General features: G+C 55.4%; 21 protein-coding genes and 4 pseudogenes. 2 read left to right on the top strand and 23 right to left on the bottom strand.

The genetic code is table 11. The annotated features are described in order from the left end of the window. Positions 1-44: 44 nt before the first annotated feature. The 5 genes from R2K26_RS12575 to R2K26_RS12555 form a co-directional block, all read right to left on the bottom strand. Positions 45-254, bottom strand: coding sequence for a hypothetical protein (locus tag R2K26_RS12575; protein WP_007883161.1), 210 nt, complete (start codon positions 252-254; stop codon positions 45-47). A 1-nt stretch (position 255) separates the two neighbouring features. Next, on the bottom strand, positions 256-1101 hold the full coding sequence (locus R2K26_RS12570) for a nucleotidyl transferase AbiEii/AbiGii toxin family protein (protein WP_116705479.1): 846 nt from the start codon (positions 1099-1101) through the stop codon (positions 256-258). Beyond that, on the bottom strand, positions 1098-1691 hold the full coding sequence (locus R2K26_RS12565) for a type IV toxin-antitoxin system AbiEi family antitoxin domain-containing protein (RefSeq protein ID WP_116705480.1): 594 nt from the start codon (positions 1689-1691) through the stop codon (positions 1098-1100). The genes R2K26_RS12570 and R2K26_RS12565 overlap by 4 nt, the downstream gene beginning before the upstream one ends. A 99-nt stretch (positions 1692-1790) precedes the next feature. Further along, positions 1791-2078: a CD1845 family protein gene (locus R2K26_RS12560; RefSeq protein ID WP_316521954.1), complete on the bottom strand. Its 288-nt coding sequence runs from the start codon at positions 2076-2078 to the stop codon at positions 1791-1793. Next, entirely contained in the window at positions 2066-2383 is a 318-nt protein-coding gene (locus R2K26_RS12555) for a hypothetical protein (RefSeq protein ID WP_316521951.1), read from the bottom strand. The genes R2K26_RS12560 and R2K26_RS12555 overlap by 13 nt, the downstream gene beginning before the upstream one ends. Positions 2384-2609: 226 nt before the next feature. Between R2K26_RS12555 and R2K26_RS12550 the strand changes: the two genes are divergently transcribed. Beyond that, positions 2610-2849, top strand: coding sequence for a helix-turn-helix transcriptional regulator (locus R2K26_RS12550; RefSeq protein ID WP_316521948.1), 240 nt, complete (start codon positions 2610-2612; stop codon positions 2847-2849). 78 nt (positions 2850-2927) lie between these two features. Here R2K26_RS12550 and R2K26_RS12545 read toward each other — a convergent pair whose 3' ends face one another. The 4 genes from R2K26_RS12545 to R2K26_RS12530 are packed head-to-tail and all read right to left on the bottom strand — an operon-like array spanning position 2928 to position 12219. Then, on the bottom strand, positions 2928-3266 hold the full coding sequence (locus tag R2K26_RS12545; protein ID WP_316521944.1) for a plasmid mobilization protein: 339 nt from the start codon (positions 3264-3266) through the stop codon (positions 2928-2930). A gap of 3 nt (positions 3267-3269) precedes the next feature. After that, positions 3270-3767, bottom strand: a complete 498-nt coding sequence (locus R2K26_RS12540; RefSeq protein WP_316521941.1) for a DUF3849 domain-containing protein — start codon at positions 3765-3767, stop codon at positions 3270-3272. Beyond that, positions 3767-11836 carry an SNF2-related protein gene (locus tag R2K26_RS12535; RefSeq protein ID WP_396897252.1) on the bottom strand — a complete coding sequence of 2690 codons (8070 nt, stop codon included), beginning with the start codon at positions 11834-11836 and terminating at the stop codon, positions 3767-3769. Before R2K26_RS12535 ends, R2K26_RS12540 begins: the two co-directional genes overlap by 1 nt. Positions 11837-11865: 29 nt before the next feature. Beyond that, entirely contained in the window at positions 11866-12219 is a 354-nt protein-coding gene (locus R2K26_RS12530) for a TnpV protein (RefSeq protein WP_021633207.1), read from the bottom strand. Between R2K26_RS12530 and R2K26_RS12525 the strand changes: the two genes are divergently transcribed. Further along, on the top strand, positions 12218-12418 hold the full coding sequence (locus R2K26_RS12525) for a hypothetical protein (protein WP_021633206.1): 201 nt from the start codon (positions 12218-12220) through the stop codon (positions 12416-12418). The genes R2K26_RS12530 and R2K26_RS12525 overlap by 2 nt on opposite strands. Before the next feature lie 565 nt (positions 12419-12983). On the opposite strand, the gene R2K26_RS12520 is transcribed toward R2K26_RS12525, so the two are convergent. The 14 genes and pseudogenes from R2K26_RS12520 to R2K26_RS12465 form a co-directional block, all read right to left on the bottom strand. Continuing rightward, entirely contained in the window at positions 12984-13214 is a 231-nt protein-coding gene (locus R2K26_RS12520; RefSeq protein WP_021633205.1) for a transposon-transfer assisting family protein, read from the bottom strand. Position 13215: 1 nt separating this feature from the next. Next, positions 13216-13449, bottom strand: a complete 234-nt coding sequence (locus R2K26_RS15495; RefSeq protein WP_396897251.1) for a DUF4316 domain-containing protein — start codon at positions 13447-13449, stop codon at positions 13216-13218. A 99-nt stretch (positions 13450-13548) separates the two neighbouring features. Next, positions 13549-13725, bottom strand: a pseudogene (locus R2K26_RS15490) (YodL domain-containing protein); the annotation flags it as partial. Positions 13726-13959: 234 nt separating this feature from the next. Continuing rightward, positions 13960-15402 (bottom strand): annotated as a pseudogene (locus tag R2K26_RS12515) (LPD16 domain-containing protein); the annotation flags it as partial. A 164-nt stretch (positions 15403-15566) separates the two neighbouring features. Next, on the bottom strand, positions 15567-15932 hold the full coding sequence (locus R2K26_RS12510) for a cysteine-rich VLP domain-containing protein (protein WP_257321551.1): 366 nt from the start codon (positions 15930-15932) through the stop codon (positions 15567-15569). Then, entirely contained in the window at positions 15925-17967 is a 2043-nt protein-coding gene (locus tag R2K26_RS12505) for a DNA topoisomerase 3 (RefSeq protein WP_316521916.1), read from the bottom strand. Before R2K26_RS12505 ends, R2K26_RS12510 begins: the two co-directional genes overlap by 8 nt. Continuing rightward, entirely contained in the window at positions 17955-18143 is a 189-nt protein-coding gene (locus R2K26_RS12500; protein ID WP_118683642.1) for a hypothetical protein, read from the bottom strand. Before R2K26_RS12500 ends, R2K26_RS12505 begins: the two co-directional genes overlap by 13 nt. Next, positions 18140-19168, bottom strand: coding sequence for a CD1107 family mobile element protein (locus R2K26_RS12495; protein ID WP_185916425.1), 1029 nt, complete (start codon positions 19166-19168; stop codon positions 18140-18142). The genes R2K26_RS12500 and R2K26_RS12495 overlap by 4 nt, the downstream gene beginning before the upstream one ends. Next, complete coding sequence (locus R2K26_RS12490) at positions 19161-19400, bottom strand: DUF4315 family protein (RefSeq protein WP_007883194.1); 240 nt, start codon at positions 19398-19400, stop codon at positions 19161-19163. Before R2K26_RS12490 ends, R2K26_RS12495 begins: the two co-directional genes overlap by 8 nt. A 15-nt stretch (positions 19401-19415) precedes the next feature. Then, positions 19416-21125, bottom strand: coding sequence for a C40 family peptidase (locus R2K26_RS12485; protein ID WP_316521900.1), 1710 nt, complete (start codon positions 21123-21125; stop codon positions 19416-19418). Continuing rightward, a pseudogene (locus tag R2K26_RS12480) lies at positions 21122-22066 on the bottom strand (VirB4-like conjugal transfer ATPase, CD1110 family); the annotation flags it as partial. The pseudogene R2K26_RS12480 and the gene R2K26_RS12485, both read right to left, overlap by 4 nt. 73 nt (positions 22067-22139) lie before the next feature. After that, positions 22140-23822, bottom strand: coding sequence for a group II intron reverse transcriptase/maturase (gene ltrA / locus R2K26_RS12475; RefSeq protein ID WP_117477556.1), 1683 nt, complete (start codon positions 23820-23822; stop codon positions 22140-22142). Between the two features lie 547 nt (positions 23823-24369). Next, positions 24370-25842, bottom strand: a pseudogene (locus tag R2K26_RS12470) (VirB4-like conjugal transfer ATPase, CD1110 family); the annotation flags it as partial. Next, positions 25763-26194, bottom strand: coding sequence for a PrgI family protein (locus R2K26_RS12465; protein ID WP_007883202.1), 432 nt, complete (start codon positions 26192-26194; stop codon positions 25763-25765). The gene R2K26_RS12465 and the pseudogene R2K26_RS12470, both read right to left, overlap by 80 nt.

Genomic DNA, 26194 nt, shown 5'->3' with positions numbered 1-26194 from the left:
CCTTGAAAAGCAAAACGGCCTGCCGAAGCAGACCGTTTTATTCTTCATTTATCGGATTGATAGCGGATAATCGGAACCTGTTTTACCTTTCCTCCAATGGTTCGTCGTTCCAGAGCAAAGATCATATCAGGGGTGCGTTCGAAAAAGCCTTCGTCCTTTTTCCAGCTCATGCCGCATTTGCAATGCTGCAAGCCTATGAACTGCTGCTTCATCTTTCTGCCGCAGTTCGGGCAGACCTTATTACTGTTTCCCATATTATTCAGCCCGCGCTAATCTATATAGACTGCGGATGGATTCCACGACCGTATGCCACGACAGGTCGGCAGCATAGGAGAACTTCTTCTGATAAGCCCGCCACAGCTTTTCCATATTTGAGTCGGCCTCGACTTCATCAAAGGCCGCAGGCGCGTCGGCAAGATACTTCTCTGTACCGCGTTTCTTGGCCGTTGCAATGAGCGCCGCCCGGAGATCAGCAGGAACGATACTCTGTCCGTGGAGCCGGCTCAGAATGTGCAGATCATAGAAATCTCTCATGCGGGTGTTGGTGGTGGCGCGGGACACGACGGTTTCCAGCTTTTCGGCCAGAACGGTTTCCAGATTGTACGCCCAAATCTCAATGGAGCGATCCTCCAGCATCAGCTTGAAGCTGTACCGCACTTCGCGGGGCGTGATAGCGTCACCGGTGGAAATGTCGGTTTTGAGCGGCGTTATTACGCCGTCAAACTCCGTTTCCATGCTGATGCGGATGCCCGGATACTCGGCTTCGTCCATGATCTCGGAAATGCGCTTCACACGGAACTCCACGCCATCGTCCACCGGAACGGAGATGATGGAGGCGATCATATTCTCTACTTCCTCGATGCCGACCGTCGCACCCTTTACGGTTGCGTCAATGTCCATTGTGGAGCGGGCGTCAAGGCCGACCATGGCAGCCACCAGCATCCCGCCCTTGAGAATGAACTTGTCCCGGTACTCCGAAAGAGAAATGCGCTCCAGAAAGCGCTCCATCATGTAATTGCGCATCAGAATCTGTGCATCTGCGGCTTTGTCCTTGGAGAGATTGCGGATCAGGTCTTTGAGCTGCCGTGCAGTCTTAATCATAAGAGTACCTCCAAATACTGCCGAAGCAGTTTTTCAACACGGAACATCTGCGCATAGCGCATCAGTTTCCGTAAGTTCTTGTCTTTTCGTTTTGCGTATTGCTTGAGTGCATCCTGAAAGGTCTGCGTCTCGATCCCGCTGCGGCTGCGGATCAGATCGCAGATGGTACGCTCCATATCATAGACAGGAACGGGATTCCCGAACGGCGTGTTCATCGTGACGATCCCCACGTCATGCAATTCTTTCTTGATGGTGTAGACCTTGATGCCATCCGCTTGCAGACTGGCGGGATTGTAGCCAGTCTTGACCGTGATGGAATACGGACTCGGCTCCCGGTCGGTCAGGTCATGGAAAAACAATGCGCTTTCATGGGAGAATACGGCCTGCGCACAGCGAAGGTGCAGCAGGTACATGGCGTCCGTCCATGCGTCGGGCGAAACATAAACGCCGTGCGCTGCCTGCTCCACGCCGCGCTGCTTAGCGTAGGCGTAAAACGTGGACTTGGCAATACCGATTTCCAAAACCTGCGCGGTTTTGACGATCCCATTGTTTTGCTGAAAAAGCAGATCAAGCCGGTCGTAGGCGGTCATGTTATCACTTCCTTCTTGCTAATATTATATCCGAGATTAGCAAGAAAGTAAACAGGGATTTTAGAAAAGCAAGCCGAGGCGTTCGCCCCGGCTTGCACTTTAACTATGAATGAAGTTTTTCATGGCAGAGTTCACGTCTTGCAGTTTGCCCAGCCCCCACACGGCCAGCATGGGAAGTCCCATCGGGCTGATCAGAAACGCCAGCATAAGGAGGATGATGCCGTTCTTTACGGAGTAGGTAATCAGCACGGCGAAAGCCAGCAGGGAGAGCAGTCCGCTTGCCAGCTTGAACACGAAGCCGGAACAAGACAGCAGCCCCGCGCACAACCAGACGAACAGGGACAGGATAAGCGACAGCGACGCAAAGAGAATTTTCAGGATGAACATTTTGCGGCCTCCTTTTCGCAGAGCGCGGTCAATGCGTAGCGTTCTTCCGCAAGCAGCGCTTCTTCCGTAGCAGTCAAATCACGATCACCGCCCGTGATCTCCAGCTCGCAGAAGCTCTCATAAGCGTTCAACAGAGAGTCCCGCAGCGCTTCGGGCGTAGGGCAATAGTCTACGGTGTTCCAGTCCTGACGGTGGTTGTCAAAACCCATGACCGTGTAGCCTCTGCTGGTCAGGATCACTTCAAAATCCGTATCGCGGTTGAGGTAGTCAGAAAATACCTTCAGCACAATTTCGTTTGTCAGCATACGTTCCGCAGCTCCTTTCCAAGCGGTCAAATTTCTTTTCTGATATTAGAATACTTTGCCTATTGGTGTTTTGCAAGGATGCGGCAAAGTCCCACGAATAGTTTTCGCCTTTTGCCCGACATCTAACCATATCACAGAATCTCGCTTTAGTACAGCTACCTGAACTAATTTTCTCCAGATGGGAAATATAATGTTGGTACAGTTACAGGGACGGGAGGTGTGGTACTTGCAGTTGAATGAAGCCGTCAGCAGGCGTTTGGTTGAGCTGATGCAGGAGCGGGGCATGACGCAGTATCAGCTTTATATGAAAAGCGGCGTACCGAAGTCCACCATCGGTAATCTTGTGAACTGCGCATACCCGTCTATGAAGCTGCGGATCATCCACGAGCTTTGTCAGGGATTGGAGATCGACCTGAGCAGCTTTTTTGCCTCGCCGTTATTCAATGAAAATAATCTGGAACCGTAGAAGCTCCGATGCTGTTTTGCGTCGGGGCTTTTGCTTTTGTACGGGCAGGGGCGGCGGTTATTCCGCCGCCCCTGCGACTTATTTCAGCGCCGCCAGCGAGGAAACGATTTTCTCCGCCGCCGTCCATATCCGCTCCTGATTTTGCTGAATGTCCTTCAGATCGGCCTCATAGATACGTCCCGTCTCGTGGGCGCGGCGGGTGAGCTGATTGAGGTTGTTGCTGGAATACCGAAGCAGGGACACCAGCTCCCGCAGCTCCGGGAGATCGAGCTTTACCACGTATCCGTCAATCGCCATCTTGCGGAGATACGCCGCCATGTTGGTGGTGCCGAACTGCGCCATCTTCGTTTCGATCATTTCCCGTTCCTGCGGTGTGACGCGGAATTTAAGCTGAATATCTCGTTTACGCTTTGCCATCGCTCAACGCTCCGGGGCTTTGGACTTCGCCGAAATTTTCGGCGAAGTTGTTTCAGGCGGCTTTTTCAGCTTGTCCCGGACAGAGGTTTTCTGCTGCTCCTGCGCGTAGGCTTTGCGGGTCTGGCTGAGAAACAGATCGACCAGACCGGGATGGCTGTTGACGGCCAGATAGCAGTTGCGGTCAGTACCCCATGCGTCGGGATTGGCAGGGATGGACATGGCGTTTGCCCAAGCCCTGTTGTCGGGAGAATAGCGCCTGTCCCAGTCCGCTTGACAGACGGTGATGGCAAGGACGTGAAACGCGTGGTCATAGCCGAACTGCTGCACCACCTGAGCGACCGCCGCTGTATCCAACCGGTTATCCCGGTAGTGGTCACGGATAGCGGCTTCGATTGCTTCCTTGCAGGCCGTGTTCGCCTGATTGGAAGCGCGGTAGGCCGCAAGCTCGTTATGCTCTCTGGCGTAGGCCGCCGTGTGCTTGTAAACAGGAATATTTTTCATTATCGTGCCTCCATTTCTTTTTTGTGGGGCTTTTCCGGTGCGCCATGAACAGGCGACGCTTTCAGCCTGTCCAGAACGGAAGGCCGCGCCGATTTTGCAATCGCCTGCTCAGGCTGCGGCTGTCCCTTGCCGTCCAGATTCAGCTCCATATCCAGCTCAATCAGCCGCGCCGTTTTCGCGGCCAGCTCCTGCTCCTGCGGGAACGGCTTACCGACCTCAGCCTTTGCCGCTGCCTGCTGGTTATAGAGGTTTTCAAGCTGCTCCTGAACGCTGCGCAGACGCTCCGGCATTTTATCCAGCGCGTTCTCAATGCGGACAAGGTTGCCTCTGGCATCCGAACCGAGTTCAACGCGATGGGTCATTTGGCCTTTCAGCGTCAGCGTGTACGTTTTCCACATGGAATCAAAAGCAACGGACATGGTAAAGCCGCGATAGCTGCCGATCTGTACCGGGTCTTTGCCCTTGACCTCCTTGCAGGTATCCAGCAACGCGGCACCGGCGTTTTCCTTATCGGTGAGCCGGTCGCCGCGAATCTCCATGCCGACAAAGCCCTCTGCCGGGAGCGGATGCGCCGCGAGGGTCTGCATATCCGCCTCCAGCCCACGAACAAAGCCCTTGTGTTCTTCTATCTTTTCCGGGAAGTATTTCAGCAGACTGTCCTCCAAGCGGAATTGCTTGCTGTTGTGGTCTGCTTTCATAATTTTGAGCTTGGACACCTCGATGTCCAAATCCATACGCTCCTTGATGCGGGGATCACCGGCACACAGCGCTTTGATCTCCGCAAAGGACAGCGCCGTAGCGTCCACGTCCTCACAGGAGCGAACCGGGGATTTTGAGGTCATGATCTGAGAGATGAATTTCTGCTTGTTCTCAACGGTCTGCCAGAGGTAGGCGTCAAACGTCCCTTCGGTCACATAGCGGCAGACATGAACGAGCTTGTTCTGATTGCCCTGACGCTCGATGCGGCCTTTTCGCTGCGTGAGATCACGGGGACGCCACGGGCAATCCAAATCGTGAAGTGCGACCAAACGATCCTGCACGTTGGTGCCCGCGCCCATCTTGGCCGTGCTGCCCATCAGGACGCGCACCTGACCGCTGCGTACCTTTGCGAACAGTTCCCGCTTTTTGACCTCCGTATTGGCATCGTGGATGAACGCGATCTGTTCCGGGGGCATACCGGCGTCAATGAGCTTTTGGCGCACATCCTCATAGACCGTGAACGGCGTTTCCGCGCTTTCCTCCAATGAAATCGCGCTCTCCAGCGCATGGATTTCCGGGCTGTCCAGCGTACCGGGGGAAGCCTTTGCCGCCCGCTGCGAGGGCGTGGCCTTTGGCGTAGAAATGTCGCAGAACACAAGCTGTGTCAGTTTTTCCTCCTCACCGTCGCGCCAGTATTGGAGAATGTTCGCCACGCACTGATTGACCTTGGTGGTTTCTTCGTCGGGGAGCATGGGATTGATGATGCGCTGGTCAAGCCCCAGCTTGCGTCCGTCCGAGGTGATTTTGAGCATATTGTCCACATCCGGGCTGACCGCACCGCTGTGTACCTTGGACGCTCGTTCCGAGAGGGCTTTTACCATGTCCTGCTGGATCTGCGTGGGTTTGGTGGCGATGGTGTGATACGCAACCTCCGGCGTGGGCAAGTGGAGCTGATCCGCCGTTTTGATGTCGGCGACCTCTTTGAACAGATTCATCAATTCGGGCAAGTTGAAAAACTTTGCAAAGCGCGTCCTTGCCCGGTAGCCTGTCCCCTCCGGGGCAAGCTCCAGCGCGGTGGTGGTTTCTCCAAAGCGGCTTGCCCAGCAATCGAAGTGTCCCATACCCATCTCTTGCAGCCGGTCATGCTGCAAATAGCGCTGGATGGTGTAAAGCTCTGTCATGGAGTTGGAAACCGGGGTGCCGGTGGCAAACACCACGCCGCGCCCGCCGGTCAGCTCATCCATGTAGCGGCACTTTGAGAACATATCCGAGGATTTCTGCGCATCGGTGGTGGAAAGCCCTGCCACATTGCGCATCTTCGTATAGAGGAAAAGATTTTTATAATTGTCCGACTCGTCCACGAACATCCTGTCTACGCCGAGCTGTTCAAAGTAAATCACATCATCCTTGCGGTCGCTGGCTTGCAGCTTTTTCAGCCGCGCCTCCAGCCCCTTTTTCGTGCGCTCCAAGCTCTTGATGGTAAAGCTGTTGCCGCCTGCAAGCTTGGTATCCTGAATGCCATCGGTGATTTCCTCAATCTGTTGGTGAAGGAGCCGTTCCTGCCGCTCCGGGCTGATGGGGATACGCTCAAACTGGCTGTGGCCGATGATAACGGCGTCATAGTCGCCGGTGGCGATACGGGCGCAGAATTTCTTGCGGTTGTGGGTTTCAAAGTCCTTCTTGGTAGTGACAAGGATATTGGCCGAAGGGTAGAGCCGCAGAAATTCGGACGCCCACTGTTCCGTCAGATGGTTTGGCACGACAAAAATGGATTTCTGGCACAGTCCCAATCTCTTAGATTCCATCGCAGAGGCTACCATTTCAAAGGTTTTTCCCGCGCCGACCTCGTGTGCCAGCAGCGTATTCCCGCCGTACAGCACATGGGCGATGGCGTTTTTCTGATGCTCTCGGAGGGTGATTTCCGGGTTCATACCGGAGAAAACGATGTGGCTGCCGTCATACTCGCGGGGACGGGTGCTGTTCATTTCCTCGTTGTATTGCCGTACCAGCGTTTCGCGCCGATCCGGGTCTTTCCAAATCCAGTCCTTGAACGCATCCCGGATAAGCTGCTGCTTCTGCGCGGCAAGGGTGGTTTCCTTGGCGTTGAGGACACGGCGCTCCCGTCCGTCTGCATCCTCAATGGTATCGTAGATACGAATGTCGCGGAGGTTCAGCGCATCCTCCAGCAACCGGTAGGCGCTGGCGCGGTCTGTGCCGTAGGTGGTGAATGCCGCCACATCGTTGTAGCGCACCATGCTCTTGCGGGAAACCTGCCATTCTGCGGTGTATGGGACATAGCTAATCTCGATCTGTCCGCGCAGATAGCGGGGCGTATCAAAGGTTTCGTACATGAATTGCTCGATGTACTTCTTATCAAGCCATGTCGCACCCAGCCGCACCTCAATTTCACTGGCCTCCAAGTCCTTCGGCTGGGCAGCAATCAGGGCATCCACATTCCCGGCGAAGAATGGGTCGCGCGCTGCTACACGCTGCGCGGTGCGGAGCTTCTGCCGGACGTTGCCGGAGAGATATTCGTCCGCCGTCTGCCAGCCCTTCGCCCAATGCACGCCGCCGTCCTGCAAGTCAAACGGGCCGCTGTTGGGTTCCTTGTAAATGACGCCCTTCAAATCCTCAACAATCTGTGGAATCTTTTCACTGCCGCCCATAAGAGAGGACATGAAGCCGAGATCGACACAGGCTTTTTCTCCGATGCAGACAGCAAGGGCTTCACTGGCGGTATCCACAGAATCTACGCTGCGCTGCTGCTTGATAGTGCGCTTGTGGAACATATCCGCCTTGCGCTCCAGCTTTCCGTCGTCGTCCAGCACTTCCAGTGAACACAGGAGGTAGTAAGAGGAATCGTCAGAGAACGCAAGACGGTTCGCACGGTCATTGATCAGGCCATGTTTTGCGGAGAACGCATCATAGAGGCGGTTTAGCTCGGTCTGCGCTTCCTGAATCCGGCTTTCTGCGCTGTACTCGTCCATTTGCAGGGCAATCAGCTCATTCACGCAATCCCGCAGCGCGACCATGCCCTTGACACGCTCGGCGGCGGTGGCGTTCAGCTCCGGTTTGACCATGCGGCTGTTTTCCCGGTAGTACACCTCGCCGTCCACCACGGTGTAGGAGTAGTTTTTCACATTGGGGTCTGCGGGGATGGACGTGTCGATCTGTTCGCCCTCGCCCAGCTCTGGCAGTTCCGCCTCCTGATAGGTGCCGCGAATGTTTTTTACGGCATCATGGAGCTGATCTGCAAGCGCCAGCCCCTCAATGGGGACAACGGTAAAATCCTGCTTGCCGTATTGGGTGCTCTCGGAGGTCTGCCTGCCTAAAATCATCTCCGGGTGGTCAACAAAATAGCGGTTGATGGCAAAGCCATCCTCGTTCTGGCCGAGGTGTACCCAATCCGGTTCGATCTCAATGGGACGGTCACGCTTTTGGAGAAAGAGAATGTCCGAAACCACATCCGTACCGGCGTTGGCGCGGAACGCATTGTTGGGCAGACGAATGGCACCCAGCAGCTCCGCCCGCTGCGCGATGTACCTGCGGACTTCGGGCGATTGCTTGTCCATCGTGTAGCGGGAGGTCACGAACGCGATCACGCCGCCCGGACGCACTTGGTCGAGGGTTTTGGCGAAGAAGTAGTCGTGAATGGAAAAACCGAGCATGTTATAAGCCCGGTCATCTACCTGATATTGTCCGAACGGGACGTTGCCCACGGCAAGGTCATAGAAGTCTTTTCTGTCCGTTGTCTCAAAGCCCGCGATGGTAATGTCCGCCTTGGGATAAAGCTGCTTGGCAATACGTCCGGTGATGCTGTCCAGCTCCACGCCGTAAAGCTTGCTGCCCTGCATCTGCTCCGGCAGCAGGCCAAAGAAGTTGCCGACGCCCATAGATGGCTCCAGAATGTTGCCAGTCTGGAAGCCCATATTGCCGACCGCTTCATAGATCGCCTTGATGACGGTGGGACTGGTGTAATGGGCATTCAGCGTGGACGCTCTGGCAGCGGCGTATTCCTCCGGGGAAAGTGTGGCGTAAAGCTCTGCAAACTCGTCTGCCCAATTTGGCTTATTTTCATCGAACGCATCAGCCAAACCGCCCCAGCCGACATAGCGGGAGAGGATTTCCTGCTGCTCCGGGCTGGCCTGTAAGCCCTCAAACTCCAGCTCTTGCAGGAGGCGGATCGCCGCCATATTTGCCCGGAACTTGGCTTTTGCGCCGCCGATGCCGAGGGCATCATCGGTGATGTGGAAATTCTGCGCGTCGCGGTGGCTTGCCGCCTTAAAGTCGGCATAAGCGGCCTGCTCCGCAACGGCGACGCTGGGAAAGCCCTGCCACTCGCCGTCAACGGGGATAGATACCGCAGGACGGTGTGCGGGAGGCTCGTCGATCTCGGCCTGAGAGATGGCATCATCAAAATCCGGCACAAACTCTCCCATTTCCGAGAGTGCCGCTCGACCTTCATGCTCCAGAATCAGCCTTTCTTCCTCGTTCATAGCAGGAGGTTCAGGCTTGGCGGGTTCCGCAGAGAGCGGGTCATGCTCCGGCTCGTCAAAGCGCAGGGTGCGAATCTCCACATCATAGGGGAGGTTGTTTTTGTCAGCGGGATACACCGCCACGGTCTGCTCGGTGTAGGCGGGTGCCTGTTCCGGCTGCGGATACCGCTCCATGAGCCGTGCGAAGCTCTCCCTGCTCTCCGCACGGGAAACGGGATAGCGAAGCGACGGATCGCGGAGAGAAATATCAAAAAGACCGATGCTCTCAATAATAAACGGCTTGCCGTCCTCCAAATATACCGTATCGCCTACGGAATACGGGAACGGTTCTCTCTGCGGGACAGGAGCTGTTTCGGGAACGTCTGTAACTGCTTCCCCTGGCTCATGCCAGCGGTATTGCTCCACATCCTCATCCGAAACATGAATGAGGTCGCTGAAATCGAGGTTTTCCAGCTCGTTGGTAATAATCTCTTGCAAAGAGCCGTACTGCCGGGTTTCCAGATGCTCGTCATCCAGATAGCGCTCCAGCCGGTAATTCACAAGGTCAATGTTCACCTGAATGGGAATCTCATCGTCGGTGACGGTGGTGTAAGCGACGCCAATCTTGGTGGGGTCGCTGAAATCCGCCTCTGAGTCGTATTCACTCCGGCAGAAGTCGGAGATCAGTCCCTTTGCACGTTCCATGAGCGCCTGCTCCGCAACACGCTCCGCATCCTGCATCACACGCTGGATAAATGGATCGCTGTTCAGCTTTTCGGGGTCAACTACTTTGCCGCCCACGATGCCGCGCTCGGCGAGGGTTTCCCGAATGGCAACAGGGTCAATATCATCGAAATTGTCGCGTTCCGCCTCGGTGTAGAATTTATCCTCGCGGATGAGCTGCGCCAGTCGCCGCTGCACCTTCGGCCATGTCAGTTCGGCGGTTTCCGGGCTTCCAGCGCGGACGATAAAGAGATTGTTGCCCTCCTTGCCGCCGTACTCGTGAGCAAGCCATGCAGCAGTTTCTTTTTCACGTCCGTGCTGCTGCATATACCGCACTACGGCGTGTTTGCTCTCGATATTTCCGTTCCATGCACGGAGTGCATCGTCTATATCGTCCTGCGAGAGCGGGCGCAGCAGATCGTGAAGCCGCTCATAGGTTCCCTCAAAAACCTCCTGATGTAAGCGGCTGCGGAATTCTGGAACATCCGAAAATAGCCGGATAAGCTCCATATCTTTTGAATTGAGAACGGCACGGCGCACAGCGGCATTACACTCGATTTCCGCATTTTCCCGGTCAGAGTGACCGCAGGCGTTGCGATAGGCCGTATCCTCCGAAACCGCTGCCATCACCACCGGCCTGTAATGCTCCAAACGTTCCTGCACCGTGGGCTGAACTTGCTCTGCGGCGGGGTCGCGGAACACCCTCGTGCCGTCCGCGCCGAACTCTGCTTCATAAGCATTGATGGCGGCTTCTGCTTCATGGTCGATAGAGCGCAGCGTGTAAATGTGGCGCTCACCTCTAAAGTCTGGCGCTTCGGCAATCGTCACATCATACTTATCGCGCAATTTCTCTACATACATCTCTAAATTGTGCGACGGTACGCCGCACATCTCCACACGGCCAGCGCCGGGTATCTCTCTTGTGGTAAGGTTGAGGTCAAGCAGCTCCGCCGCCTGTTTTGCGTCCTCACCGTACATTTCAAAGAAATCCCCCACCTGAAACAGCACGATGTTGTCCGGGTGGGATTCCTTGATGGCGTTATAGCTGTCGTAGGCGGTGTTTCGCACTACATCCTGTGCCTGCGCCTTATCATAAAGCGCCTGTTCGTCTGGTGTAAAATAGCGGTTCATCCGAATCAGCTCAGAGATACGCGAAGCGACCTTGTTCCAATTCATCCGAACATCTGCACAGCCCGCTTTTTTCAGCGTGATGCCCTTGCTGCCGTGATCTTCATAGCTGCCGCTCTCTCTGGATACGGCATGGGTATGCCCGCCGATGCCGTACTCCTTTTTCAGAAAATCGGCGCTTTCCTTGGGAGTATGCTGTGTCTGGAAAAACGCATAGATGCGGGTCTTTCCACCCTCAAAGCTGCTTCCGTTTGCAAGAGAAGCCGCAATTTCATCTTCGGTGATAAACCTGCCGGTTGCTGGAACAGCCGTCATATCGGAGCGGAATTCCTTTCGCGGAAAGGACAGATCTTCCAAACGTGTGAGAAGTGCCTGCGGCCGGTGGTAATGGAAGCGCAGCAGCGCACGGTTTTCGTGGTAGGCGTCCATGAATACCTTGTATTCCGACAGGAGCCTATCCCGGAACGCCGGATTCAGCAGATCGTCCGTCAGACGCTCCGTTTCCTCTGGAAAGCTGGTGCTATGGATATTGCCCAAGCAGGACAGATACCCCAGCGATTTTGCTTCATCCGAGAAATCGTGATAAAGATTCCAGACATCCACAGCAATACCCAGCCGCTCATAGCGCGGGGCTTCTGTGACTTCAAGATTGGTGGCAAATGTGCCGCCGTCCAGAAGTTCCTCAATACGCTCCGCCGCATCTGCCCAGCCTATCACTTGTGCAGAGCGAAGATAGCGAGAGGTATCTCCGGTTGCAATATGGATACCATCGTCCCCGTACCATGCGGAAAACCTGCCGTTATCCGTAATCAGGCCGTTGCCGCCGTGGTAAAGAGCTTTCAGAAATGCCGCGCGATCCTCTAAAGGTTTTTGCTTGGAGAATTCCGCAGCAATTTTCATCCGCGCTGCATCCGCATTACCGCCCGCGCGCAGGATGTGGTCAATATCATTCTGAGAAATGAACATAGAAAAAGCGGAGGGTGTTACACTCTCCGCTTCTGCGATGGATTGAATTTGTTCTGCCTCTGAGGGGAAGAAGGACATCTGCGCCCCAGCAGGGGCATCGAACATGGTTAGCTGAACACCAACTCCGTGAGGATCGTTTCCTCGGCCTGCGCTTTCAGCGTGTTCATCAGCCCTACCCACTTCATCGGGTCGCTGGCTTTCAGCGCTTCCGTCACGCCTGCCGACTTCATCAGCTCCGGCATCATCTGTTCCAGCCGGTTGTTCGCTGCCTCGTCGATCTCCCGCAGATGGGGGTACAGCTTCTCGGACAGCAGCAGGCTGTTCCACAGCACCGGACGATGCTCCTTCAGGTAATCCTTCCGCATCCTGCCATACTTGCCCAGCGGGGCTTGCGGCTGCTCGGTCAGGCTCAGATCGGGAATCAGATAATCCCCGCTGCGGGTGTAGGTCAGTTCGCTCATGGCTTTCGCTCCTTTCCGCGATTTTCTCGCGCTCGTAATTCTTGATGGTGACTTCGATCTGCCGCAACACCAGCTCGCTGGACTGGCTGATGGCCGTTCCAAGAGCGGCGACGGTCTGCGGGGTGTTGAAATCAAAGACGTTCAGAAAATCCTCATGCTCGAAGTATTCTCCCGGCTGCATCCCACAGCGGGACAGTAGCGCATAGGTGGTGCTGACAACGGCGGCGTTCCGAAAAGCGGCTCCGATGTTGAACTCATCATAGTCCTCCAAAAAGGAACCGTCAACGATGCCGACAATATCGCGCCGATTGTCGTGCCAGTATTCATCTACAAGCTGCGCCGCCACACGCTCCAACTGATCGGCAAACCCGCTTTCACCGGAAACGTCGAAGCGCTGCTCCAGCGCCGCAGATACCACCTCACGATGCTCCTGCCGGTATTCCCAAAGATAAGGGCGGCGAGAGTTCTCGCCGCCGCTGGTGTCGGAAACATCAAATACATATCGGAGTTTGGGTTGGTCGCTGCTGGTATCCACAAGGGCGATGCCCTTGCTGCCTCGTCGCACATAGCGGCGCATCTGCTTATTCCAGAGGTCGTATTCCGCGCAGGCCGTGGCTTCCGGGCGCTGGGCGAAGATCATGAGCTGTTCGTTGTAGGGGTACTTATACAGCCTTGCGGCGGTGGTCAGAAATGCCGTCCACTTCTGGTAGCTGCCTGTGATCTGCTCCGCCGTGCGGTCTGCCATCTGCGCATAGAGCTGTACTTTACTCGGCATCCATATCCTCCTTTTCAAAATCGGGGAACAGGTCAAGCGCGTCATATTCCGTGTCGCTCATCCTGCGCAGCTTTGCGATGGTGCTGTCCGTCAGCGCCCGCAGCTCCGTTTCATCGGCGGCGAGGTAGCCGCGCATTTCCACCAGCGCGGCGATCAAGCCCGTGCGGGTGCCGGTGTTGTAGAGGCTCATAAGCTGGCGTTCTTCAAAGGTGATGTTCATATCAAAGCTCCTTTTCCGCGCTCTTTTTGGGCGCTGTTTTGTGTGGACGTTCTTGGGCCGGTTGGCTTTTGAGCTGCTCCAGCACAGACTTTTTCTTTTCCCGGTGTGCCGCCTCTGCCAAATCCATCAAGGAGATGGACATACCGGCCTTGACCTGTGCTTCAAGGTCGGCAACGGTGGGCTGTTTGGAGCCGTTGTTGATAATGCCGTCGATCATGCCGTAATCATCCTCCATCGACATTTCGGCGGCTTTCAGGTAATTCTCCGGTTTCTGAAAGGCGGGCAGCTCCTGAAATCCCATGCTGTCACAGTAGTGATAGGATACCTTGCCGTCCTGTTTCAGCGCAACGATGTCACTGACGGAGAGGCTGTGTCCCACAAAATCGCCGGGGCGCTCGTCGTTGAAAATGTAGTAGAAGTTTTCAAGGATTCTGCCGGTATCATCGTCCGGGTACACCTCACGGGTATAGACGGCTTCATAGTTGGCCGGGTCAGGCGGCGCGGCCAGACTGCCGAGGTTGGCAAAACGCAGCTCCACCGGCGCATCCCGGCGCAGTTGGTAGATCGCCATAGAATCGGTGGGACTGTTCAAAAAGCGCTGCTCCACATCGCGGGGCGGGATATGGCCTTTGACCGCATCCCAATCCGGTCGCGTGATCCCGAACATCCCGTCATGCTTGATGATGTCCTCGGCTTCAAAAACCATTTCCTCGACGTCGTCGGGATAGAGCATATAAACCGTGATGTCATGTTCCAGCAGCTCCATCGCCCGATCCTTGGAAAGCGGGAGCATATCGCCGTCCAGATACCCATAGCTGCGCATATCGTCCACCGTCAGCGTGGGGTCAGGCATCGGGACGGCCTGCTCCAGCTCCGGGAGCATATTATCTGCCGCATCGGTGGGAACAGCGACTGCGCCGGTGATCTGTTCCCCAGCACCGAGGGGCAGCTCGTTTGCCTCCTGCAAGTCTTTCAACAGCTCCAGCGACGCAAGGCGGATCGGCGCAGCACCGCCAATGTTGTGGAGCTTGCAAATTTCAAGAGCCGCTGTGGGCAGTTGCTGTTCGGTGCCGTCGAGTACGCCGCCATCCAACACTTTTGCGGAACCGGCGTCATAGATGGTGTAATCAATGCCTGTGTCGCTGCGCTGAACGTGAATGTATTTGTCGTTGTCCACCATGTAGAGCTTTTCCGCCTCTGGCGCTTCCACGCTTGGCTGCTCCGCAGCGGCCAAATTCTCCCGGTCTATGCCGCGCTCCTTGCAAATCTCCGCAAAGTGCCGGTCAATGTCCGTAATCAGCTCGGAGGCAGTCTTGTTGATGGTTTCCAGACTGGTGCGAAGTTCTTTCAACTCCTTGCCCTTTGACCATGTGGCGATATAGCCGAAGCTGTTTTCGCCCGTTTCAATGCCGTAATACTGGCAGACCGCATAGGAGATGCTTTCGGCCTCGACCTCCTCGGTGTTGCGGCTCTTTTCACCGGGGACAAGGATCGTCTCACCATCGTCCGCAAGCTCCGTCATGTGTTCATAGTCGTGGAGCTTGGCGTGGGCGATCTCGTGGACGGCGGCGCATACTGTCTGCACCTCACTCATACCGGCGCGGATGGTGATGCTCTGCGCCTTAATGCTGAAAAAGCCGTCCGTATCCCGCGCAACGGGCTTTATCTCCATCGGAACGGGAGAAGCGCGGCGCAGCGCCTCCATGAAAACCTCATACTGCTGCACATTGCCGCTCAGATCGGCGGCAAGCTGGGGCAAGGGCTTTCCCGCAGTCTGTGACACATCAAAGACGGACACCACCTTGAACATAGGGATACGGATTTCCTTTTCCTCAATGATGGCCTTGCCGTCTGCATCCAGTATCGGCGCGTTGGTTTCGGGGTCGGTCTTGATTTCCTCGACCTTTTTCTTATAGGGAGTAGGAGCGATGATGCGGATACCTTTTTCGCCTTTCAGGACGTTCCTGCCGAACTGATCGCGCCACTTGTTGAAGCCCGCCACATGGGTGGCGTCGGGGCGCTGCATATAGATGAGCATGGTGTTGTTGACCGAGTAGCGGTGAAAGCGGCTCATGGTGGAGAGATACTGCCGGTACTTATCGCTCTCGAACAGCTCCTTGATGCCGTTTTCGATGCTGTCAACGATCTCCCGCATCCGGTCTTTGCTGGTTTGTTTTTCAGCCATGATGATCTCCTTTCAGAAAAAATAGCGCCCCTGCGCAGAAGAAAACACATCCTGCACAGGGGCGATTCTCCGCAGATAGACGTTGTTTTTGAGCTTGCGGATAGAATGACGCAGCCCCTTGTGATTCCGCATGGAAAAAGCCTTGCGGCACGGGGCTTTTACGCCCTCTATTTGCGGAGGTTCCAGTATTGTTCACGCTTTCGTTTGGCGTCCTGCTTTCGGCGCTCCTGCTTGGCGCAGGCGGGGCAATATTTGGCGCGATTGGAGGAAGAATAGACCGGCTTACCGCAGACGGCGCAGCGCTTCCCCGGCCTTTCCCGCATCACGTCGGCCAGCAGCTCATGGTCGGCGGGAAGCACCGCATTTCGGAACCAGCTGCACAGCAGCGAGTAGGAAATACCCTGTACGCAGGCGCAAGGCTCTCCATCATCCAGAGCAAGGCAGTTGCCGTGATCGTAATTACAGCAGAGCTTCCGAATGAGCTTCTTGGCGCGGCGGAGCTGCTTGTGATCCATACGCGGCGCATCAGCCATTGTCGAACACCAGCTTATAGCCCGCGCGCTGCCCATCGTCCTCCAGAAGAACGCTGGCATCATAGGTTTTCCCGGTCTTTTCGGAGTAGCAGCCTTTCAGCGGGGCGCGGCCATTTTTCAAAAGCGCAGCGGCAAGAGATTTCGTCAGCGCCTTTTTCTTGGCGGCGAAGAATCGGCTGTTTTTCCAAAGGACAAATGCGCAAGAACGATTCTCACAGAAAAAACCCTTCTGCGATTCCGTTACCTCGGCCCCGCAGCGTGGACACTTGCCGACCACCTCGCGCCCGGAGGGGAACAGGACTTCCACACCGGGGATGGGTTTGTAGGTCTGCACCAGCTCATTCAGCATGGCGGCGATCCCGTCCATAAAGCTGTCCGAGGCGATTTCGCCGCGCTCGATCTCTTTCAGGCGGTGCTCCCATTCAGCGGTGAGCTGCGGAGACTGGAGCTGTTCAGGCAGAACGGTGATAAGCGCCGTGCCGGTGGAGGTGGGCAGCAGATTTGTGATCTTTTTGGACTTCCTGCGCTCCACAAAACCGGAGGACACCAGCTTTTCAATGATACCGGAACGGGTCGCCGGGGTTCCGATGCCCTTGCGCTCGGCATCATCTGGCATATCCTCCTTGCCCGCGTTCTCCATCGCCGCCAGCAGCGTATCCTCGGTGAAATGCTTGGGCGGCGTGGTTTTTCCGGTCTTGACCGATGCGGCAGATACGGAAAGCGTCTGATTCTCCGTTACCACCGGCAGCGCGGGCGCTGCCTCTGCCTGCTCCTGCTCATAGCGCTTCCAGCCGGGAGCAAGGACGGTTTTGCCCTTGGCGGTGAAGCTCTGACCGGCGCAGTCCACCGTAATGACCGTTTCTGCGTAGCGATGTGGTTCATCCACCGCACGAAGCAAGCCCCTTGCCGCCAGCTTCAGCACCTCGCGTTCGCCCAGCGGCAGAGAGGCCATATCTACCTTTTCTGCGCTGATGGTGGGGACGATAGCGTGGTGATCGGTGACTTTTTTGCTGCTGCACACCTGCTTGGCGCAGATGGTCGGCGGCTTCTCCACGCCGCAGGCAGCGGCAGCGGCGGCGACAAGGCCGGGGACGCTGCCCTCCATATCGTCGGTCAGATAGCGGCTGTCGGTGCGTGGGTAGGTACAGAGCTTCTTTTCATAGAGCGCTTGGAGATAGTCGAGGGTCTGCTGAGAGGTGTAGCCGAGAACGCGGTTGGCGTCGCGCTGGAGGGAGGTCAAATCGTAGAGCGCGGGCGCTTTCTCAGACTTTTCCTTGCGCTCCACGCTTTTGACGGTTACTGTCTTTCCCTTGCAGGCGTTGGCGATGGCATCGGCATCCTTTCTGTCTTTCATTCGGTCTGTCGCGGCGGGAAAGCCGCAATCAAGCTGGACGGTGTAGAACGGCTCTGCCACAAATGCGGAGATCTCCGCCTCACGCTGTACCAGCAGCGCCAGCGTGGGCGACATGACGCGCCCGATGTTCAATGTGTGTCCATACGTCAGGGAAAAATACCGCGTGGCGTTGATACCAACCAGCCAATCAGCCCTGGCGCGGCACAGGGCAGATTGATGCAGGCCGTCATAGTCGCACCCAGACTTAAGCTGCTGGAAGCCGCTGCGGATGGCATCATCCTCCATGGAAGAAATCCAAAGCCGCAGAATCGGCTTGGAGCATCCCGCAAGGCAGTAAACCGTGCGGAAAATCAGCTCACCCTCGCGCCCAGCGTCGCAGGCGTTGACCACTTCGGTCACATCCTCCCGGCGCATCAGCTCCCGCAGAATGTCAAACTGCTTCTGCTTGTCCGCACGGACGATGAAGCGGAACGAGGCGGGGATGATGGGCAGCGCCGCCAGCGTCCATTTGGCATCATCGGCATTGTAAACGGCGGCGTCGGCCAGCTCTGCCAGATGCCCAAAGCACCACGACACAATGTACCCGCCACCCTCCAGATACCCGTCATGCCGCGACTTTGCGCCCAGCACGGCGGCGATGCTCTGCGCCACGGAGGGTTTTTCGGCGATCACAAGGCGCATGGCGCAGCCTCCATTCTCTTTACGTCACGGTAGCAGGGGCGAACGCAGCTCTGTCCGAAGCGCTTGCAGCCGTAGCAGAAGTGTTCCTTGGCAGCGGCGGGAGGGCTGTCCTCCCGCGCTGCTTTCGGCTTCTGCATCATCAGGCGTTCCAGCGGGTTATTGGTGAAATATCTCATGCGTCTGTATCCTCCGTAGTATCTTGTTCCGGTTCGCCCTCATACGGCTCAAACTCATATTCGTCCTCACCGTAATCATAATCGTCCAGATCGGCGCTGCCCTTGGTCTGCGGCTTGGCCTTTTTCTGCTTGAAGATGTAGAACGCTGCACCGCCGCCCAGCGCGACAATCAGCAGGACGACGAGGATGCCGCCCACGCCGCTCTTTTTCTCCGGTTCCTCGGCGGCGGGTTCTGTCGGCTCGGTGGAGACTTCTGGTTTTGCCTCCTTGCCCGCACACTCGGTCATGTTGACCGCGCAGACGGGGCAGGATGTATTGACCGCACCGGCCACGCATTTTGTGGTGCAGGAGCAAGTGGCGGGCGTTTCTTCCTCGCCGGTCAGCGCCATCAGGTCAGCCTCATCCACCTGATTCAAGAAATGGACGGTTTCTTCGCCCTCATCGTCACGGTCAATAATCATGTAAAATACGTTACCATTCTTGCTTTCCAGCGTAATGAACTGTTTTCCTGCCTTGGTGCTGGAGCCAATATCGTCGATCAGCGTCAGATTGCCGTCCGGTGTCAGCGCGTCGCTGCCGCCCGTCATGCTGCCGAGAAGAAGCTGCCAGAGGTCGGCCAGCTCTTTTTCATCAAACGGAAGCGTAATGCCGCCGATACTCACGGTACTGTCGGCGGTGTCGGTGACGGTCAGATAGCTGCCGTACACATAGCCCGCACGGGCGGGCAGCAGGATTTTTACCCAATCGCCGTCCCTGCCGATCACATCGACCACCGTGCCATTGGGAAGCTGCGTAAACGCGGTATTGTCCAGTCCCGCGCCGGTGCGGACATTCAGGCTGCCGCCGTTGGTCGTGACCGTGCCGATCTGTTTTGTTTCCTGCGTGTCTGCGGCGCTGCTTTCGGCGGCAGGCAGCGTATCATCGGGATAGTCGCCGCCGCTGGCAAAGGCGGTAACGGGGAGAATCCCGATGCACAGGAGCATCAACAGCAGACTGATAAAAATGTGTGGTGTGTTCTTAGTCATGGTTCAACGCCTCCTTTTCCGAAGTGGCCGGTGCAGGCGCGGCCTGCATACGGCGGAACAGCTCGGCAAACTGCTCCATCGTCATGCCGTTCTCGCGCACCATGCCGATGATGTCGGTGTCCTCCAACTCACGAATCTGCTTTTCCAGCTCGCGGTTGCGGCCTTGCAGATCGGAGATTTTGCCTTTGTTCTTCTCCAGCTCCCCACGGAGCTTCATAATTTTCGGGTTCATATCGTTCACTCTCCTTTACGGCAAGCGCCCATAGCGGTAGAAATGGGACTGCCAATAGTTTGAATTTAAGTTTGCATAAGAGATCGGATCTCCGCAGTGGATCATCATATTGTTGCCAACATAGATACCCACATGGCTGACACCGGGGGTATCATACGTTCCGGTGAAAAACACCAGATCACCCGGTTTGACGTTGGCAGAGGATACAGGCGTGCAGATGTTGCAAAGCCCCTGCGCTCCCAGCCTGCCCACATCCCAACCGGAATGATTGATGACCCAACTGACGAAGCCCGAACAGTCAAATGAGGTAGAGGGGCTGCTGCCGCCCCAAATGTAGGGGTAGCCGAGATACTTTTCCGCTTCCTTGATGATGGCGGCGAATACCTCATCGTCCAGCGCCTCCGGGGGAATGTCGTAGTCGGTATAGCTGCCTTCCACATACTTGCCGATGTAGCCTGAACCGGGGAACAGGTCGGGACGGTTGCCGAGGGTGGCCATATAGGTGGCGTACATTCCGAGCTGTTCTTCGCTCATAATGTAAACGGGAACATGGGAGAGATTGAAGTTTTCCAGCGTGACCGTGCAGATGTAGTAGTCATACGGCACCTGATAGGTGTCCGTATGGGTGTTGCCGTCCGCGTCCGTCCATGTGTCGGTTTCTGTGCGGTAGCGGGTTTCCACCACCACATCCTCGGTCAAAATGTACTGGCGGTCAAAGAGCATCTGGAGCGTACCCTGCACCTCATCCAGCGTCCATTCCCCTTGATGCAGCGCCGTAATTATGGAAATGAGTACATAGGGGTCATGCTCGATGGTGTCCAGATCAAAGTGGTACTCATCGTAGTCATGGGTGCTTTCGTAGGTGTCGAGGTAGCGCTGAAGCTCTGCTTCCATCGCGCAATACTGCGCTTCCGCACCCAGCATATCGGCGTCCTGCGACGGATAGGTACTGGCCGCGATCCCGGAGCCGACGCCATCCATTATCACCGAGCAGGAGGACAGGCCGTTGAGCAAAAACGCCAGCATCAGCAGAATCGCGGCGGCAATGGCAAAGCCGCGCCGGTGTTCCCACACATATTTGCCCGCTTTCTCAGCCTTTTCAGCGGCTTTTTTCGCGGCCTTGGCGGTATTCTCTGCCGCCTTTGCCGTAGTCTGCGCCGCCTGATTGTGCTTGGCAGCGGCATACTGCTTCTTAATTGCCTGCTTCTGCTGCCATTTGGAAACGGGATTGCTGGTGGGGCTGTCGATCTCCGCTTTCTTCTGGAGCGCGTCAAGATTGGCTCGTTCCAGCTTTTTCTCTGCACGGATGGCAGCACGATAAGGCTTGAGCTGATGGGCGCGGTGGGCAGACTGCACCAGCCGCCCGCCGCTCTCCACGGCTTGCTCTACCTTGTGCGCGGCCTCTACGCCTACATTGTCATCCTCGCTCTGCCGCACCTCCCGGTGAACCTGAGAGAGAACAAGGTTGGCGGGGGCATCCTGCACGGCATGGGTCAGCTTGGAGGGTGGCTTTTTCTTATCCACTTCCTCAAACCGGAGCTGCGTTTTGACCTTGCCGGTGGCAGGATCAAAGCCGCGCTCCTTTTTGACCACGGTTTTCTTGGGGATTTTGGCCTGCGCCTTATCCGCCTTGGCCTCTGCTTTTTTCACCCGCTTGATGGGCTTTTCCAGCTTCGGCTCGACGAGATCGGCGTCGGAAAACTGCAAACGCGGTTCTCTTTTCATGCCGACGCCACCTCTTGCGGTTTGGTGGTCATGACGCGGTACAGCTCGGTGTCCTTCGGGAAGTGGTCAATGAAGGGCAGGATCGTGTTGCCGTAGAACAGCAGCCCCTCGCCCTCACCGGAGTGAGTCACATAGGAGAGCTGATGCGGCGAAATATTGAGCTGCTTTGCAAGAATCTGCCGGTCGCCAGCAGCCTGATTGAGCATGTAGATAAAATCGCTGTTCTCAAAAATGTTCTCAACCTCCCGGCTGGATAACAGGTCTTTGACGTTTTGCGTGATCCCGGTGGGGATGCCGCCCCATTTGCGATAGCGCTTCCAGATTTCGACACTGTACGAAGCCGTCTGTTCCTCCTTCAAAAGAAGATGGAACTCGTCAAGATAGTAGCGGGTCGTTTTATGGGCGGCGCGGTTGATGGTCACACGGTTCCAGACCTGATCCTGCACCACCAGCATCCCGATTTTTTTGAGCTGCTTGCCCAGCTCCTTGATGTCGTAGCAGACAATGCGGCTGTTCACATCCACGTTTGTGTGATGGTTGAACACATTCAGCGAGCCGGTGACGTAGATTTCCAAAGCGGTGGCGATGTACTGCGCTTCCTTTTCATCCTGCGCACGGAGGGCGTTATACAAGTCCTCCAGCAGCGGCATATTCTCCGGTTTCGGGTCATTGAGGTAGTCCCGGTAGACGATGCGAACGCAGCGGTCGATGATGGTCTTTTCCACAGGGGCAAGCCCGTCCTTGCCGCCGACAATCAACTCGCACAGCGACAGAATGAAGTCGGATTTCAGGCTCAGCGGGTTATCATCGTCGCTGTAATCCAGATTCAAGTCCATCGGATTGATATAGCAGGGCGAACCGTCGTAGCCCTTGCCGGTGGGCGACAGCTTAATGACCTGACCGTGCAAACGCTCCACCAGCGGCGTATAATCGGCTGGGTCAGCGGTGTTACCACCGCCTTCCCGCCTAAGAACCGTACGTGACAGTTTCCCGTCATACGGCTCAAGCATTTCATCACTTCTTCAAGCGGTTCTCAGCATAAATACGCTGACAGGTGCAATGAACGTAGCGCATATTGCGAACATCTTCCATGCCAGCCTTTGCCTTTGGTGCAAGGTAGAAGATTTCTCTTTCTTCCGTTACATCCATCGGCATTCCGCAGTGGTAGCACAGTCCGTTCTGGTTTTTCCAAATCATCTTGAATTTTCCAGTCAGCCGGTGCATTCCTTTATCGAATTTCCTTTTTTGGAAATACGCCTCATCGAGGAACGGATTTGCAGTAGCTTTTATCTTGGTATGTCGCACAATGGCTGTGCTGTCCACCCGTATCAGCTCCTTGTTTTCCGTAGAGAACACCCAGTTCCGATTACCGACACGATGCCAGTATCTCGTGGAAATCCACCACTTGTTCTTCTTTGGGTGCCGTCTTTTAGCCCATCGCCACAGCAGTTCGTACAGGACATAGTCCAGATGCGCGAACGCATCACTTGCGCATACGGACTGGTGGTAATTAGTCCAACCTCGAATTTGTTCATTCAACTTCATAATCAGAACATCTTGCTGCCACGCTTTTCCTCTGCGGAGAATCGTGTCAGAGATATTGGAAACGATAGCCTTAACCGCCTTTTGGGAAGGCTTGATAATCAGCTTTTCGTTATACTTTCTGAAGTTCCAGCCGAGGAAGTCGAAACCATCGTCAATGTTGGTGACAACGGTCTTTTCATCAGAAAGTTCCAATCCGCGTTCAGCGAGAAACTCTCGAATCAGCTCCTTTGCTTCAAGAGCCAGTTCAGGTGTTGCCGCTGTGACCACAAAATCGTCTGCATAGCGGACGAAGTTTACTTTGTGGGCATTCTTAAATCTTGAATCGACCTTACCGAGCGCGTTCGTGTGAAAGCGTTCGACCAGCTTCTTCTCGATACCATCCAGCGTCATGTTCGCCAGAATGGGGGAGATAATACCACCTTGCGGAGTTCCTTCCTCGGTAGGAAAGAGTTCGCGCTGATAGATAAATCCCGCCTTTAAGAACTGCTTCAAAATGTTCTTGTCCATGGGGATGTTCGCCAGAAGCCAATCATGGCTGATATGGTCGAAGCAACCTTTGATGTCACCCTCCAAAACCCACTTCGGAGAAATGTGCTTGCGCGACAGTGCATTGAACAGATATTCGCAGGCATCCTGTGCGCATCTTCCTTTTCGGAAACCAAAGGATTTCCCATCTGCTGTTGTTTCCGCCACCGGCTCCAGTGCCAAAGCATAGAGAGCCTGCATTGCACGGTCATACATTGTAGGAATGCCCAATGGACGCTTTTTCTTCTTGTCCTTCTTTTCGATATACACTCTGCGGAGAGGACGCGCACGATACCCTTTATCTGTCAGCGATAGAACCGCTTTCATTTTCTTCGCCGGGGTGTTCCAGAGAACACCATCCACACCGGGAGTCTTGCGCCCATCGTTGGTAACGACACGCTTGACAGCCAGTGCTTTGGCGTAAAAGGAATGTGTCAGAAGATACTGAAGTCGTTTTACTGCGTTGTAGTCTTTTTGCTGAGTTGCCTTGACAATCCTGATTTGTAGCCTGTTGACTTCCTGCTCTGCCTTATGCCAGTCAATATTTTTCCATTGGGCACTCAACATAGCTTCGTCCGACAGCTTCTCAGAAGTTTTACCTTCCGTCGTTGAATACTTATCGTTCACAGGAATACCTCCAATCTTGCCATGAAATACCCGGAATAAGTCAGCACCCTTTCAGGTCAGGGCAAATTTTGAACCCCTATGCTCACCGTTACAGTGAACCTTTCGCTTTTTATTCCATCTCATACCCTCTGCGCCATTTCTTCCTCTTGCGAGGTCGATACCTTTGTTCAAGGAACGCATAGGGTTTTCCACGTTCCACGTAATGCATAATTCTCGAATGCCTTAGCCGCCATCTTTGAACCGGGAGGATTTGTGTCCATTTGCTTCGGGGTAGCGAAAGGCCCCTCGGCCACCTCCAACACCTTTTGGTGTAGGTGTATCAGCCTTATTTCACCTATTCCCTGTAACGATCCTTACGATGATTCACATTACGTTCGACATAGCATTCTTTACCCTAACAGTACATCCGCTTTAGGCTGGCAGATTTCCCATATTGTCCTGTGAGCTTCCCAACGCCGGCTTTTGACCAGTGCAGGTCACAGTAGGGTTACTCCAAATGGATAGAGCAGTGTTTATACACAATACATTACGCGACTTCGTGTCGCACTTCGCCCTCCGGGTCACAGATGATGATGTCATCCTTGGGGCAGATGAGAAACGCATTGGTAATCTCACGTTTTGCCGAAAACGACTTGCCGCTGCCGGGAGTGCCTAAAATCAGACCGTTGGGATTTTTCAGCAGCTTCCGGTCTACCATGATGAGGTTGTTGGAAAGGGCGTTGATGCCGTAGTACAGCGCCTCCGAACCGTTCTGGAACAGCTCCTGCGTAGTGAAGGGGACGAAGATCGCTACGCTGGAGGTGGTCAAGCCCCGCTGAATCTCGATCTGATTCAGCCCCAGCGGGAGACTGCTCATCAGTCCTTCCTCCTGCTGAAAGTCCAGCCGGGTCAGCGCACAGTTATACTTCTGCGCAATGCTGGAGGTCTGGAAGATGTTGTTGTCGAGCTGCCGGGGTGTGTCCGCCGTGTTGAGAATGAGGAAGGTCAGCAGGAACATTCGCTCGTTGCGGGACTGCAAATCCTGCAACAGCTTTTTGGCCTCTGCGCCGTAGGTAGCAAGGTCGCTTGGAATGATGTCCATATCGTACCCGGCGCGGACGGCTTTTTTCTGTTCTTCGATTTTGGATTTGTCGAGATCGGTGATCTTGCGCTTGACGGTCTTGATGGCGTTGACCTGATCCACAGACTGCACATGGAGATTGACGAGGACGCTGCTCTCCATATCCAGAAAGTCCGCCAGCATCCGGTCATTCAGCTCTGGTGCCAGAATCTGCACGAAGCTGACCGCGCCCAGCTTTTTGCCCATGCGGAACATCCTGCCGGTCTTGAACTCAAAGGAGCTGGGCGCGATAAAGTCCTTGGTGGACAGCCCGGAGGGAGCCAGCCAGTCCCACGAAAAGCGGAACGGCTCCTGCTCGTCCATCCGCAGAATGTCGTGCATGATGTGCAGGCGCTCAAAGCCGTTCAGCGGCGCAGCCACAACGCCCAGCCGCTTGAAGTTGTTCAGAAGATCGGTTTCGATGCGCTCCAGACGGGGCTTTGCCGCGCGGAGGTTGTCGGCTTCAATGCCGAAAGTGAGATACTTGGTCTTAATGAGGCCGTTGTTGCCGCGGGCAAGCTGATTTTGCAGCATACCGGCGTACTCGGCGCGGATGCCGTCAAATTCATCCCCGCAGGGCGGAATGGAAATGCTCCGTGCAAAGGTTTCCTGCGAAGCCGAGAGGTTCACAAAGGAAAGCTGAAACTGCACGGAGCTGTCAAAGTAGTTCAGGAAATCGCACCACGCCTCAAAGATGGCGGTCTTGTCCTCGTTCTGCGAAAGCTGGTAGTTGATGTCCTGATATTGGATCGTTTTGGTGTAGCGCGTATCGGTCACACGACAGATGCCGTCCGGCCACATACGCTGATACGGGATGCTGTCCTGCGCCGATTTTTCCTTCTTATCCGTTCGGTTCGCTCTTGCGATGGCGGCTTCGATCTGTTTTCGTTCGGCGCGGGTCAGCTTTTTCTTTTCGGACAATTTGATACACCTCCCGGTCTAACTGGTTTTGCCGCTCCAGAACGGCATAAAAATTGTTGGTCTTATACGGGCGCTGCTTCGGCCTCTGGAAGCACACGCGGTAGATGTTGCGGATGACGACCTCCAACGGCTGACCGTTTTTTTCATACATGGCGAACAGCATAGCCGGGATCATCACCACCATCATTACCATGGCGGCGGGGCTGGTGCCGATGCTGCCCTTGAGCAAGAAGAAAAGCGGTACGCCGATGAGCGCGCCGCTTCCAAAGCAGATAAGCTGCCGTTTCGTGAGGTTGAATAATACCTTGGTCTTAACTTTGGTTAAGTCCTTTGGGACGTTGACATAGGCCAT

The organism is Neglectibacter sp. CSJ-5, assembly GCF_032490475.1.
GTDB lineage: Bacteria > Bacillota > Clostridia > Oscillospirales > Acutalibacteraceae > Hominenteromicrobium > Hominenteromicrobium mulieris.
Note: the sequence above shows the minus strand (reverse complement) of the source record. Positions and strands in the feature narration are given on the sequence as shown.